Origin of the sequence: Cryobacterium sp. 10I5 (assembly GCF_035019865.1) — a bacterium.
Lineage (GTDB): Bacteria > Actinomycetota > Actinomycetes > Actinomycetales > Microbacteriaceae > Cryobacterium > Cryobacterium breve_A.
Genome location: NZ_JASJVI010000006.1, coordinates 59013 through 72043, shown reverse-complemented (window position 1 = coordinate 72043; position 13031 = coordinate 59013). Strand labels below are relative to the sequence as shown.

The following is a 13031-nucleotide window of genomic DNA, read 5'->3' as shown; positions in this document are numbered from 1 at the left end:
ATGGCACTCATAGAGCTGGCCCGGGGAGACATCACCGTGATCGCGACGGACGCCATCGTCAACGCCGCGAACCACACGCTGCTCGGTGGCGGGGGAGTGGACGGAGCGATCCACCGGGCAGGCGGTCCGGCGATTTTCAGTGCTCACGCGATCGACGCGTTCCGGCTGGCCCTGGCCCGGCTGGGCTGAGACTCGGATGGTACGAGCGCCCGCCGCCAGCTATAATTTCCCTGTACGTGACACGATCTGAGGAGGTGAACCCGATGCACACACTGTCCACTCCGGGCGCTCCTTTCGAGTTCACGATCGCGCGACTGACGTAGCCGTCGCGGGGAGCGCTTCACGCACTCTCAGAAAGCTACGACTATGAATCAACACCATGTGCACAACGCGGCGACGCCATCGAATGACGTTTCCCGACACCCCTCCCGCACCGCCCTGGTCCTCGGTGGCGGCGGATCGACCGGAAACGCGTGGCTGATCGGGGTCATCGCCGGTCTGTATGACGCCGGTCTCGACGTGACCGACGCGGATCTGATCATCGGGACCTCGGCCGGAGCGACCGCTGCGGCTCAGCTCACGGGCGCAAGCCCGGCCGATCTGCTGGCTGACGTTCTGGTCGCCCTGGCGCCGCGCAGCGCGGGACCGGCCGGTTCGGGCGGACGTCGCGCCCAGGGTGGTCCAGTCACCGATCATCTGGAGGGTCGCCGCCGAATCATCGCCGCCGCCGAGGATGCGGCTGACATGCGGCGCAGAACGGGTGCCGTTGCGCTCGACCTCGCCGCAACGTCCGACCCGTCGACGCAATCGCGGTGGCGTGCCACCGTCGCATCTCGCCTGCCCAGCCAGCACTGGCCCGCACGGAGAGTGTTCATCACCGCGGTCAATGCCGACACCGGTGCCCCGGTGGTGTTCGACCGGCACAGCGGGGTCGATCTTGTGGACGCCGTGGCCGCGAGCTGCGCCAGTGGCTTCGCCTACGGTGTCGACGGCGGCCGGTACATCGACGGTGGGTACCGGTCCAACGCCGAGAACGCCGATTTGGCCGCCGGGTACGAGCGGGTCCTGGTGTTGTCACCGTTCGGCGGCCGGGCACTGACACCCGTGGAGTGGGGCCAGCATCTCGCAAGCCAGGTCGACGCGCTGCGCGCCGGCGGCAGCCGGGTGGAAACGATCTTCCCCGAGAGCAGCGCCGACCACTTGTTCGGCGCCAGCGCGATGGATGTCTCGTTGCGCCCGTCTGCTGCCCGAGCCGGATATGACCAAGGCCGTGTCCGTGCGGAGAGGCTTACTGAGTTCTGGCGCTGAACGACGCCGCCCCAGAGCTCAGGAGAGCGACTAGGAGCTCGCTTCCTCGTCGGGGCGGGACGAGGCGGGTTGCTGTGTCCAGGCGGGCGGAGTGTCCGTTCCGGCTTCTTCGTCGGCAGCGGCGTCGGCGGCCGTTTTGTGGATATTCCCGGCGGCGTGGTGGACCGGTGCGTAGATGACGTAGAGGTTCATGGGTCCGTCACCGATATTGGTGACGTTGTGCCAGGTGCCCGCGGGGACGAGGATGCACCACCCGTCGGAAACGTCCTGCTCGAAATCGAGGTTGTCTTTCTCCGGCCCCATCTGTGCCCTCCCGGCGCCCGCATCGAGGCGCAGGAACTGGTCGGTGTCGGGGTGCATTTCTAGTCCGATGGATTCTCCGGCAGGGATGCACATCAGGGTGACCTGCAAATACTTTCCACTCCAGGCCACGGTTCGATAGTTCGTGTTCTCGGTGGTGGCGGTTTCCAGGTCGAAAGAGTCGGGGTTGGGGCCAATGTCGCTGCGAGTCATGGTGGAGGTACCTTCTTCTCGGGTCGGGGGCTTACCTCCAGTCTCGTTCAATCGGCCCTGGTCGGCTACCGCCCAGGGTCCCTGCGACGTCGATGCCCGTGAGTAGGCTGGATCATGGCATCGTGTACCGAATCACTCATACACACGTCGCTGGTTGCCCCAGACCCTGGCAGCTCCGTTTTTCTCGCACGTCAAGGGAGCAACAAATGAATCTCTTCGTCATCGTCGCCATCATCGCGGTCGTCTTGCTGGTTGTGGGTGGTTTCGTTCAAGCACTTCAGTTCCTGCTCTGGGTTGGTGCTGTCCTCCTGATCATCGCAATCATCGGGTGGGTCCTTCGCGCAGTGAGGGGAAGTAACCGCTGATTCCGTAGACCGGCCCGGCTCACCTTCCCGGCTCAGCTGAGTCTCGAACGAACCAATCGTCGAGGAGCGCCGAGAACAGGGCCGGGCGCTCGTGCATGAGGGCGTGACCGGCGGCATCCACGACGGCCAGCGTCGCGTGAGGGTAGGACGTGAGTAGTGCGGTCGCATCGGCATGACCGACGATCGAGTCACGCCGTCCCGCGAGGATCAGCGTCGGCGCCGCGAAGACGTGCGCGTCGAGCTCAAGGGGCCATCGGGCGAAAAGCCGTCCCAGTGCGTCCTCGTCAACGAGCGTCTGCCCGGGCAGACGAGAGCCAGGCCGCGCACCGCATCAGGTCGCCGGGCGGCCACCCCGCGAGCCAGATAGGCGCCATAGGAATGGCCCAGCAGCAGCGCGGGGCCGGCGTCCAGGTGGTCGAGGAAGGAGCACAGCGCAGTCACCACATCGGCGTTTCCGGTCAGTCCGACGGCCGTGGAGAATCCCATACCCGGGAGATCGGGATAGATCCGACGAAGTCCCCACCTTTGCGAGGCGGCACCCTCGCCGATTCGGAGAGCGTCTTCGACCGCGGCCTCGATCTAGCGATGATCCACACCTGCGCCATGGAGCGCAACCAGCGGCACGCCCTCGCCATGCGCGACGTAGTGGATGAGGGCATCACCGATCCGGTACTCCACGCCAACACCATAGTGAGCCGTTCCGAAACGCGTCAAGGTCAGAGCCTGGCCTGGGTGAGACCGCCTGGGCGGCCGACACCGGATGCCGGTGAGAGGGTATTCTGCCGGCATGAATCCGAGACTGTATGCGTACCTCAGCTATGCGGATGCGCCGGGAGCCCTCCGCTGGTTCTCCGACCTGGGCTTCACAATTGTCAGTCGGCAGGACGGCGAGGCGGGCCAGGTCGTCCATTCCGAGGTCCGTCTCGGCGACGTGGTGCTGATGATCTCCAGCAATGATGCCGCGTATTCGATATCGCCACTCATCGGACTTTCCACCGGTCGCGGCCTCTACCTGTTCGTCGACGACGTGGACGCCTATTTCGACAGGGCTCTGACGGCCGGTGCAATGTCCGTCTTCGCGCCGGAGGCCACCGAATGGGGAACCCGGCGAGCGCGGGTCCTTGATCCAGAGGGAAACGAGTGGAGTTTCGGTACCTACGAGCCCGGAAGCGCGTGGTGACTTCACAAGATCGGTTGTGACTTCACAAGATTGGTTGCACGACTCGTGTCCCGTGGGTAACATACAATCAAATGGTTGTATTAGAGCTTTCCGAACAGGACGTGAACCGCCTCTTCCGCGCCCTCGCAGACGCGACGAGGCGGGATATCGTGCGCCGCACGCTGGTCACTGACATCTCGGTGTCGCAGTTGGCGGACTCTTACGAGATGTCCTTCGCGGCCGTGCAGAAACACATTGCCGTGCTGGAGGAGGCCCATCTCGTGACGAAGGCAGCGCGTGGCCGTGAGCGGATGGTGCGGGGAAGCCTTGTTCGCATCCGCCAGGCCCAGCGCCTGCTCGACCACTTCGAAGAGCTCTGGCGTTCGCGCATAGAGCGTCTTGACAGCCTGCTCGCTGAAGGCTCTCTGGATTCACCTGACACCTGACCGAAAGGATCATCATGCCCGTCACCTCCGTCGAGAAAGACCTCGACCAGCTCACGATCACGATTGTCGCCGACTTCCCGGTGCCGCTCCGCCGACTCTGGGATGCGTACACGGATCCGCGCCAGATCGAACGGTTCTGGGGCCCGCCGACTTATCCGGCCACGTTCTACCGGCACGACGCTCTGACCGGGGGACGCAGTGTGTATGCGATGACCGGACCGGAGGGCGATACGCACTACGGCTGCTGGGACTGGACCTCCACCGACGCTCCCCACTCGTTTGAAGTGCTTGACCGCTTCTCGGATGCGGCGGGAGTGCCGAACCCCGACCTCCCCACCACCCGAGTGGACTTCGCTTTCGAGGAGACGACCGGTGGCAGCCGCCTGAAGACGACCTCGTACTTCGACTCCCTCGAACAGATGCAGCAGCTCATCGAGATGGGAATGCTCGAAGGTACCCGCCAGGCGATGGCCCAGATCGACCAGGTGCTGGCCGACCTGGCGTCCTTCGCCGCCGACCACCTGGCGGAGGCGCAGATCCTCAGCGACACCCAGGTGCGGGTGGCACGGGTGATCCGCGGCACCGTCGACCAGGTGTGGCGGGCCCACAACGATGCCGCCCTCATGAAGCGGTGGCTTCTCGGACCGGACGGTTGGTCGATGCCCGTCTGTGAGATCGCGACAGCCGTCGGCGACAGCTACCGCTACGAGTGGCAGCAGGACGGCGGCGAGGAGCGATTCGGTTTCACCGGCGAGCTCCTCGAGTCCGTCGAACCGCACCGTGCGGTCACGACCGAGGCGATGATCGGGATGGACTTCCCGGCAACGCTCAACGAGCTGACCCTCACGGAGGTCGAGGGCGGAACCCTGCTCTCCCTCGTCATCACCTACGCCAATGCAGAGCAACGCGACGCGGTGCTTGCCACCGGCATGACCGGCGGAATGGAGACCAGCTACAAGCGTCTCGAGGGGCTGTTGCAGCCGACGCTGGCGTAGCTCCGGCCGCATCAGCCTCGTGCGTCTCCCGTGCACGAGGTTGGTAACGTCGGATCATGGCACTCATCGAGCTGGTCCGAGGCGACATCACGGCGCTGCCCGCGGACGCGATCGTCAATGCCGCGAACCACACGCTGCTCGGGGGCGGGGGAGTGGACGGAGCGATCCACCGGGCCGGCGGCCCGACCATCCTCGCGGAATGTCGCCGGTTGCGTTCCACGACACTGCCGGACGGGCTGCCGACCGGTGCCGCCGTTGCGACCACGGCGGGGCTCCTCCCCGCCCGGTGGGTCATCCACACCGTCGGACCGATCTGGGCGAAGACCCTCGACCAAGCAGACCTGCTCGCCTCCTGTTACGTCGAGTCGCTGCGGGTCGCCGATGAACTCGGTGCCCGCCGCGTGACCTGTCCCGCGGTGAGCGCCGGCGTCTACGGCTGGCCGATGGAGGATGCGGCGCGTATCGCCATCGAGACGGTGGCAGCGAGCTCGACGGCCGTGGATGTCGTGACGTTCGTACTGTTCAACGCTCACGCGATCGACGCGTTCCGGTCGGCCCTGTCCCGGCTGAGATGAGACAGCGACAGGCCGAAAGCCAGACGGCACCTCATACTGGCCTCGCCCGACTAGTATCACTGGCGTGATCGAGATCAGGGTCGCGCTCCCGGGTGAGGTCGGAGCGCTTGAAGCGTTGCAGATGCGGGCCTCGCTGGCCAATCCGGGGGACAGGGATGACATCCTCGCCCACCCGGATGCGGTGAACATTCCCCTCGAGCAATTCACCAACGGGTGGGTTTTCGCCGCGGTGGACAACGACCAGGCCATTGGGTTCGCCCCAGTCTTTCCCCGCGCGGACGGAGACTGGGAACTCGACGGCCTGTTCGTCGAACCCACGGTCTGGCGGTCGGGCGTGGGAAGGAAACTTGTCGAATATGCGGCGACCTACACGGCGACAGCCGGCTCATCGGCACTCCATGTCGTCGGGAACCCGCACGCCGAAGCGTTCTACCAGGCGTGCGGGTTCACCACCGTCGGTGCCGGTGAAACGCGATTCGGGCCGTCGATTCTCATGACGCTCGTCGTGTAGATCCCGGCACGCCGACCTCGGTGGGGTTGCCGACGCGGGCCGCCGACTCCCTAGGCTGTACGCATGGCCACAGTCATCCTCGTGCGGCACGGCCGCACCACCGCGAATGCCGGCGGACTCCTGGCTGGTCGATCTCTCGGGGTCGGCCTCGACACGCTTGGGCGCGCTCAGGCCATAGTCGCTGGGGAGCGGCTCGCCGTCGTGCCGCTGGTCGGCGTGGTCTCGAGCCCGCTGCAGCGTTGCCGCGAGACCTCCCAGCTGATCCTCGGCCTCCAGGTCGGCACGCCCGCGACTCCCGTGGACGAGGACATCACCGAGTGCGACTACGGCGACTGGCAGGGCCGCACCCTGATGGACCTCGCTCTAGAGCCCCTCTGGCCGGTGGTGCAGGCGCACCCCTCCGCGGTCATCTTTCCGGGCGGCGAATCGATGGCCGCCATGCAGGCGCGGTCGGTCGCGGCCATCCGCCGCCACGATGCGATCTTCGAGGCCGAGCATGGTCCGGGCGCGGTGTGGGTCGCGGTGAGCCACGGTGACATCATCAAGTCCGTGCTCGCCGACGCACTCGGGATGCACCTGGACCTGTTCCAGCGGATCAACGTCGGACCGGCATCCGTCTCGATCGTGCGCTACGGGCCCCAGCGTCCGAGTGTCCACGCGATCAACACCGACGCCGGCGACCTGTCCTGGCTTGCGGCGGCCGGTCCGGTGTCCGATGCGCCGATCGGCGGTGGGGCCGGCACTCAGCGGCCACGGGAATCCGGAGCCTAAAATATCCCCATGCCTACAATCCTGCATGAGTTCGACTGGCCGGACCGGGTCGTCGTCGGTACAGTCGGCCAACCAGGGTCGCGCACGTTCTATCTGCAGGTGCGGAGTGGAACTCAGATCGTCAGCATCGCCCTGGAGAAGCAGCAGTCCGCGCTCCTCGCCGACAGCATCGACGAGATCCTCGACCAGTTGATGTCCACAGAGGGCAACCCGTTCAGCGTCCCCATGACGACGCCGGTGGAGCTCGTCGACAACGAACCGCTCGAGCAACCCGTCGAGGAGGACTTCCGCACCGGCACCATGACGCTCGGCTGGGACCCCTCGACCGTACAGATCGTGATCGAGGCATTCCCGATCGTGGTGGTCGACGAGGAGGACCTCGGAGACGACCCCCTCGCCGTCGTCGATGCTGCAACGGTCGACCCCGAACAGATGTTGCTGTTGCGGATTCCGGTCGGCACGGCCAGGGCCTTCGCAAAGCGCACCCACGAAGTCGTCGGCGCCGGGCGCCCCCTCTGCCCGCTCTGTGGTGACCCCATCGACCCGGACGGGCACGACTGCGTGCTGCGCGACGAGGCCTGATGACGCCGGGCTCCGGCGAGCTCGACCCAAGTGGGCTTGAGCGCGATGAACTTGAGCGCGATGGGCTCAAGCACGGTGGCCTCGAGCACGGTGAGCTCGAGCTTAGGGGCCGGATCACGACGGCGTCGAACGCGACGTTCCTCGGCGGCATCGGCGGTGTCCCGGTGGTCTACAAGCCCGTCGCCGGCGAGCATCCGCTCTGGGACTTTCCCGACGGGACCCTCGCAAACCGGGAGGTTGCGGCATACCGCGTCTCTGAGGCCTTCGGGTGGAACGTCGTGCCCCGGACCTGGCTGCGTGACGGTCCAATGGGCCCGGGGATGGTGCAGTTGTGGCAGGACGCGGATCCCGAGCAGGACGCCGTCGACCTGGTGCCCTGGGAAGTCGGGCCGGGCGAGGGCTGGCGCCGGGTCTTCGACGGCCGAGACGAGCAGGACCGGGCGGTCACGCTCATCCACGAAGACTCAGTCGCTCTGCGCCGGATGGCCGTTTTCGACATCGTCGTGAACAATGCCGACCGCAAGGGAAACCACATTCTCGCCATGCCGGGCGGCCACCGGCACGGAGTGGACCACGGGCTCACGTTCCATGTCGAGCACAAGCTGCGCACCGTGTTGTGGGGCTGGCTGGGCGATGAGCTCACCACTGACGAGCTCGACGGGATCGAACGCGTGAGCTCCGGCCTTGCCGGTGCGCTCGGCGACACTCTCGCTGAGCTGCTCACCGCCGCCGAGATCGCAGCCCTGGTCGACCGCTGTGACCGGTTGCGGTCCGTCGGCCGGTTCCCCGCACCGCGCGGCCAGATGCCCGCCGTCCCGTGGCCACTGTTCTGACGCCCGGCCCTCACCAATTCGACGGAGTTTTTCGGTTTCTTGCGCGTGAGAGCGCGATCTAAGCGCTTTCCGGGCAAAATCTCCGTCGAATTGGTTGGGATGGTCCGCTGCGGCTGACCGTGGACCTCGCCGCGTACGATCAGGGGATGCCCCCGCGTTCGCCCCTGCCGCAACGTCACGGTCTCGACGCCGCCTGGGTCTGCACCCCGGAGCGCGACCCATCCCGGCCGCAGCCGTGGTCGACCATGGGCGCCTGGCTGGCCGAACGCTTGGCCGAGTTCGTCGACGTGACCGGGTTCCTGGTCGGGGAGCGCTTCGCCTACGAAACGGGCACGCCCGTCGTGAGCAGCGACCCCTACCGGCCGCACACCTTCGTCTGGTTTCATCGTGATCTCGCCGCGGAGGCGGTGGTACCGGGGACCATTCACGTGATCCACCGCGACGAACGGCTCGTCGTGATCGACAAACCCGCGTTCCTCTCCACGATTCCGCGCGGCCGGCACGTCGTACAGAGCGTCGTGGTGCGTCTGCGCGCCGAGCTGGGGCTGCCCGAGCTCTCGCCTCTGTACCGGCTCGACCGAGTGACCTCCGGGGTCCTGGTGCTCGCGACCGAACGGCGCTGGCGCGGGGCGTACCAGTCGATGTTCCAGCGCGGCGAGGTCGCCAAGACCTACCGCGCCTTGGCCCCGGCCCGACCGGAGCTTGAGCTCCCCGTGACCGTCCGCAACCATCTCAGCACTCGCCGCGGGCAGTGGCAGGCCGAGGTCGTGCCCGACGCCCCGGTCAATGCCGAGTCGCTGATCGAGCTGGAGACCTCGCTCGGCAGTGCGGCCGTCTACCGGCTGACGCCAAGCACGGGACGCACCCACCAGCTGCGCATGCACATGCTGGGCCTCGGAATCCCGATCATCGACGACCCGGTGTACCCCGTGGTCCGGGATGTCGCCATCGACGACTTCTCCCGGCCGCTGCAGCTCCTGGCGAGCGCGGTGAGCTTCACCGACCCGATTGACGGGCATCCGCGCCACTTCGACAGCGTGCACACCCTGCCGCTTCTCCCGGAGACGGGCGCCTCGGAGACGGCCGCCTCGGAGACAGCCGCCTCGGAGTGAGCGGGCGAGTCAGCCGAGGGTCTTCTTCATCTTGATCGACGTCGTCTCGTAGTCCATCGTCTCGTAGAGCCGTCGGGCCACCGTGTTGAAGCCGAAGACGCTCAGGCCGAGGGTGCGGGCGCCGTGGGACTTCGCGAACTGTTCCGCGAGCAGCATGGTCTCTCGGCCGAGGCCCTTGCCGCGTTCGTCCTCGTTGATCGAGATGTCCCAGACCCACCAGTCCGACTCGCCCTCACCCTGGGCGCGGCCGATCCAGAGGTAGCCGACCGGGCGCCCCGGGCCGTCGTGCACGTCGAACACGTACTGACCGGATGCCGGTTGTCCGCCGGGAAAGGAGGTGCCGAGACTCCGCGTCGCCAGGCGATGAGCATCGGCGGGGGAGCGGCCCATGCTGATCAGGTCTGACGCGTACTCCTCCGCGCTGCGGCGAAGCCATTTCGGAAGTCGTTTGGGGGACAGGGGTTCCAGGGTGACGGGCACGTGCCGAGCCTAACTCTCGCCAGGTGCCCACCCACACCGTTTGCGCTGGGTCTAGGTCGCGAGGAAGGCGAGGATGTCCTGGTCGAGCGCTGCCTGGTAGGCGCCGGAGATGCCGTGCGGCGCCCCCGGATACACCTTGAGAGTGCCGTGCTCGACGAGCTCGATCGATTTCAACGCCGCATCCTTGATGGGAACGATCTGGTCGTCGTCTCCGTGCGCGATGAAGATCGGCACCTCGAGCGCCGTGAGGTCGGCGGTGAAGTCGGTCTCCGAGAACGCCTTGACGCAGTCGTAGGCCGCTGCGAGGTTCACCAGCATGCCCTGGCGCCAGAATTCGCGCTTGGCGCCCTCCGAGACGTCGCTCCCGGGCCGGTTCGCTCCGAAGAACGCTTCCGTGAGATCGATGTAGAACTGGGAAGAATCGTTCAGGACACCCGCACGGATGCCGTCGAACACCTCGATCGGAAGACCGTCCGGGTTGTTCTCGGTCTGCAGCATGAGCGGCGGCACCGCCCCGGCGGTGATCACCTTGGTCACCCGGCCGGCCCCGTGCTGCGCCGCATAGCGCACCACTTCGCCGCCGCCGGTGGAGTGACCGATCACGGCGAGGTCGTTCAGGTCGAGCGACTCGACGAGTTCGGCGAGGTCGCGGGCATACGTGTCCATATCGTTTCCGGAATACGTCTTCGCTGAGCGACCGTGCCCACGACGGTCGTGTGCGATGGCACGGTAGCCGCTGTCGGCGAGCAATCTCACCTCGACCTGCCAGGCGTCGGACGAGAGAGGCCAGCCGTGGCTGAGGATGACCGGCTTGCCGGTGCCCTGGTCGGTGTAGTAGATCTCGGTTCCGTCGGATGTGGTGAAGTACGGCACGGGGGATCTCCTTCAAGGAATCGTCGGAATGAAAATGACAGGATAGCCCGGCCTCGTTCGTCCCGCCCGGGCAGGTATGCTGCGAGTGCGTTCGGCGTTAACGAGGACACCCAGGGAGAAATTCATGAACAAGTACGTTGTCACCAACCCCGCAACGGGGACGAGCGGCCCCAGCTTCGCGCTGGCGACCGACGACGAGGTTGCGGAAGCGATCGCCGCGGCGGACCGCGCCCACACCGAGTTCTCGCGCCGCACATCCGTCGCCGAGCGGGCGGCACTCATGCAGCGCGTCGCCGACCTGCACACCGAGCGTCGCGAGCACCTGGCCGAGCTCATCGTGCGCGAAATGGGTAAGCCCGTCGAGCAGGCGCTCGGCGAGGTCGACTTCTCCGCCGACATCTACTCCTACTACGCGACCCACGGTGAGGCGTTCCTCGCCGACGAACCGATCGAACTGCTCGGCGGCGAGGGCTCGGCGTTCATGCGCAGCGCGTCCCTCGGGGTGCTCCTCGGCATCATGCCGTGGAACTTCCCCTACTACCAGGTCGCCCGGTTCGCCGGCCCGAACCTGGTGCTCGGCAACACCATCCTGCTCAAGCACGCCTCGCAGTGCCCCGAATCCGCCGCCGCCATCGAAGAGATCTTCGCGGATGCAGGGTTCCCCGCGGGCGCATACCGGAACCTTTACGCGTCCAACGCCCAGATCTCCGACATCATCGCCGACCCCCGGGTGCACGGTGTGTCCCTGACCGGGTCAGAGGGTGCCGGGGCGGCCGTGGCCGAGGTCGCCGGCCGCAACCTGAAGAAGGTCGTGCTCGAACTGGGCGGATCGGACCCGTTCATCCTGCTCAGCACGGACGACCTCGAGGAGGCCGTCGACGCCGCCGTCGCCGCCCGCCTGGATAACTCGGGCCAGTCCTGCAACGCCGCCAAGCGCTTCATCGTCATCGACGGACTCTTCGACGCGTTCGTGGAGAGCTTCACCGCGAAGATGACCGGCAATGTCCCCGCCGACCCGACCTCGTCGGAAACGACTCTCGGACCGCTCTCTTCCCTCGGGGCGGCAGAGAACCTCGAGGAGCAGCTCGGACGCGCCGAGGCCCAGGGTGCAACCGTCGTGGCCCGCGGCATCCGCACCGGTGCGTTCTTCTCTCCGACCGTGTTGACCGGGGTCTCCCCGGACAGTGATGCCTACCGCGAAGAGTTCTTCGGCCCGGTCGCATCGATCTACCGCGTGCAGGACGAGAACGAGGCGGTGCAGGTCGCCAACGACATCCCGTACGGCCTGGGCTCGTACCTCTTCACGACCGACCCTGATCAGGCACTGCGTGTCGCCGACCAGATCGAGGCCGGCATGGTGTTCATCAACGGCTCGCTCCTCGACAGCCCGGAACTGCCCTTCGGCGGCGTGAAGCGCTCCGGCTTCGGACGTGAGATGGGACGCTTCGGCATCGCTGAGTTCGCCAACCGCAAGCTCATCCGCATCCTGAAGTAGTCGCTCGCGCCTCGGCCGGGTCCCGATCGGACCCGGCCGACACCGCGTCAGCCAGTCATCCAGTCATCCAGTCAGGCAGTCACCTCAACGAGCGCCCTGCAACAGACCGGGGAACGCTGCCAGAATGCTCGTGACGACGCCATCGTCGTCGTTCGACGGGGCGAGGTGTCGGGCGCGGGCACGGATGCTCGGGTGCGCGTTGGCCATCGCGTATGACTCTCCGGCGGCGTCGAGCATTTCGGCGTCGTTGAGGTAGTCGCCGAAGGCCATGGTCTGCTCCTTGCTGATACCGAGTTCGTGCTGGAGGCGCATCAGCGCCCGCCCCTTGTTGACCCCTGGACGCATCACGTCGACCCAGTGTTCGCCCGAGACGACGACGTCGGCCTCGAGACCGAGGCCGCGCAGGGCCGGTCCGGTCCGGTCCTCCGCTGAGGCGAAGTCGTAGATGGCCAGTTTCACCACCGTGTCATCAGAGGACGCGGCGAGCACATCATCGACGACCGCCAGGGCCTCGTAGTACGGCTTGACCTTGGCGAAGAACTCGGCGTCAGTGCGCTCGATATACGCCGTCCGAACCCCGCACACGACGATGCCCACGTCAGAGCCGGTGGCGGCTGCCGTGCGCACCCACTCGACGATGGCGGGGATGACGGACACCACGACGGGTTCCAGCGCGATGCTCGAGCCGTCGCGCACGACGTTCGTGCCGTTCTCCGCGATGAACACGAGGCCCTCGCGCTCGCCGAACGTCCCCCGCAGGGTCTGGTACTGGCGTCCGCTTGCGGGGGAGAACATCACTCCGGCGCGGAGCAGCGCCTCGAGCACCGGCCAGAAGTCGTCGGGCACCCGACCGGAATCATCGAGGAGAGTGCCGTCCATGTCGGAGACGATCAGGCGGATGTCGGCGGGGTCCTGGAGGTGAGTCACCCTCTCCATTATCGAGGACGGCGCGGGGTACGGGGACCGTCGACAGCGGGCCGGCCCCGTGCACCCCTGTTCCGGCGCCCTACTCG

17 protein-coding genes and 1 pseudogene are annotated in these 13031 nt (G+C 66.7%); 13 read left to right on the top strand and 5 right to left on the bottom strand.

The window, feature by feature from the left end; genetic code table 11:
* Positions 1-144, top strand: a pseudogene (locus QN350_RS03805) (macro domain-containing protein); the annotation flags it as partial.
* Positions 145-366: 222 nt separating this feature from the next.
* Positions 367-1308 (top strand): patatin-like phospholipase family protein, encoded by a 942-nt coding sequence (locus tag QN350_RS03800; protein ID WP_322139480.1) that lies wholly within the window; start codon positions 367-369, stop codon positions 1306-1308.
* 30 nt (positions 1309-1338) lie between these two features.
* Here the strand turns inward: QN350_RS03800 and QN350_RS03795 are convergent, their stop codons facing one another.
* Positions 1339-1821 (bottom strand): cupin domain-containing protein, encoded by a 483-nt coding sequence (locus QN350_RS03795; RefSeq protein ID WP_281534548.1) that lies wholly within the window; start codon positions 1819-1821, stop codon positions 1339-1341.
* A gap of 206 nt (positions 1822-2027) precedes the next feature.
* Between QN350_RS03795 and QN350_RS03790 the strand changes: the two genes are divergently transcribed.
* A complete protein-coding gene (locus QN350_RS03790) occupies positions 2028-2186 on the top strand; it encodes a hypothetical protein (protein ID WP_166787437.1) in 159 nt (52 codons plus the stop codon).
* 207 nt (positions 2187-2393) lie between these two features.
* Here QN350_RS03790 and QN350_RS03785 read toward each other — a convergent pair whose 3' ends face one another.
* Positions 2394-2672: an alpha/beta fold hydrolase gene (locus QN350_RS03785; RefSeq protein ID WP_322139481.1), complete on the bottom strand. Its 279-nt coding sequence runs from the start codon at positions 2670-2672 to the stop codon at positions 2394-2396.
* Between the two features lie 301 nt (positions 2673-2973).
* Here QN350_RS03785 and QN350_RS03780 point away from each other — a divergent pair, with 301 nt between their 5' ends.
* From QN350_RS03780 to QN350_RS03740, 9 genes are all read left to right on the top strand, one after another.
* On the top strand, positions 2974-3366 hold the full coding sequence (locus tag QN350_RS03780; RefSeq protein WP_322139482.1) for a VOC family protein: 393 nt from the start codon (positions 2974-2976) through the stop codon (positions 3364-3366).
* Positions 3367-3467: 101 nt separating this feature from the next.
* Positions 3468-3791, top strand: a complete 324-nt coding sequence (locus QN350_RS03775) for an ArsR/SmtB family transcription factor (protein ID WP_416347717.1) — start codon at positions 3468-3470, stop codon at positions 3789-3791.
* A 14-nt stretch (positions 3792-3805) separates the two neighbouring features.
* Positions 3806-4786, top strand: coding sequence for an SRPBCC family protein (locus tag QN350_RS03770; RefSeq protein WP_323515805.1), 981 nt, complete (start codon positions 3806-3808; stop codon positions 4784-4786).
* Positions 4787-4842: 56 nt separating this feature from the next.
* On the top strand, positions 4843-5361 hold the full coding sequence (locus QN350_RS03765) for an O-acetyl-ADP-ribose deacetylase (RefSeq protein WP_322139485.1): 519 nt from the start codon (positions 4843-4845) through the stop codon (positions 5359-5361).
* 64 nt (positions 5362-5425) lie between these two features.
* Positions 5426-5872, top strand: a complete 447-nt coding sequence (locus QN350_RS03760; protein WP_322139486.1) for a GNAT family N-acetyltransferase — start codon at positions 5426-5428, stop codon at positions 5870-5872.
* 63 nt (positions 5873-5935) lie between these two features.
* Positions 5936-6643: a histidine phosphatase family protein gene (locus QN350_RS03755; RefSeq protein WP_322139487.1), complete on the top strand. Its 708-nt coding sequence runs from the start codon at positions 5936-5938 to the stop codon at positions 6641-6643.
* 9 nt (positions 6644-6652) lie between these two features.
* Positions 6653-7225 carry a DUF3090 domain-containing protein gene (locus tag QN350_RS03750; protein WP_281534556.1) on the top strand — a complete coding sequence of 191 codons (573 nt, stop codon included), beginning with the start codon at positions 6653-6655 and terminating at the stop codon, positions 7223-7225.
* The gene (locus QN350_RS03745; protein WP_322139488.1) at positions 7225-8058 is read left to right on the top strand and encodes an SCO1664 family protein; all 834 of its coding nucleotides are present in this window, start codon (positions 7225-7227) and stop codon (positions 8056-8058) included. The genes QN350_RS03750 and QN350_RS03745 overlap by 1 nt, the downstream gene beginning before the upstream one ends.
* 146 nt (positions 8059-8204) lie before the next feature.
* Positions 8205-9170, top strand: coding sequence for a pseudouridine synthase (locus QN350_RS03740; RefSeq protein ID WP_323515802.1), 966 nt, complete (start codon positions 8205-8207; stop codon positions 9168-9170).
* A gap of 9 nt (positions 9171-9179) precedes the next feature.
* Here QN350_RS03740 and QN350_RS03735 read toward each other — a convergent pair whose 3' ends face one another.
* Together QN350_RS03735 and QN350_RS03730 are read right to left on the bottom strand one after the other, a co-directional pair.
* Positions 9180-9650 carry a GNAT family N-acetyltransferase gene (locus QN350_RS03735; protein WP_322139490.1) on the bottom strand — a complete coding sequence of 157 codons (471 nt, stop codon included), beginning with the start codon at positions 9648-9650 and terminating at the stop codon, positions 9180-9182.
* 51 nt (positions 9651-9701) lie between these two features.
* On the bottom strand, positions 9702-10523 hold the full coding sequence (locus QN350_RS03730; protein ID WP_322139491.1) for an alpha/beta hydrolase: 822 nt from the start codon (positions 10521-10523) through the stop codon (positions 9702-9704).
* A gap of 124 nt (positions 10524-10647) precedes the next feature.
* Here QN350_RS03730 and QN350_RS03725 point away from each other — a divergent pair, with 124 nt between their 5' ends.
* Positions 10648-12018, top strand: a complete 1371-nt coding sequence (locus QN350_RS03725; RefSeq protein WP_322139492.1) for an NAD-dependent succinate-semialdehyde dehydrogenase — start codon at positions 10648-10650, stop codon at positions 12016-12018.
* 84 nt (positions 12019-12102) lie between these two features.
* Here the strand turns inward: QN350_RS03725 and QN350_RS03720 are convergent, their stop codons facing one another.
* A complete protein-coding gene (locus QN350_RS03720) occupies positions 12103-12945 on the bottom strand; it encodes a Cof-type HAD-IIB family hydrolase (protein WP_322139493.1) in 843 nt (280 codons plus the stop codon).
* Between the last annotated feature and the right edge of the window lie 86 nt (positions 12946-13031).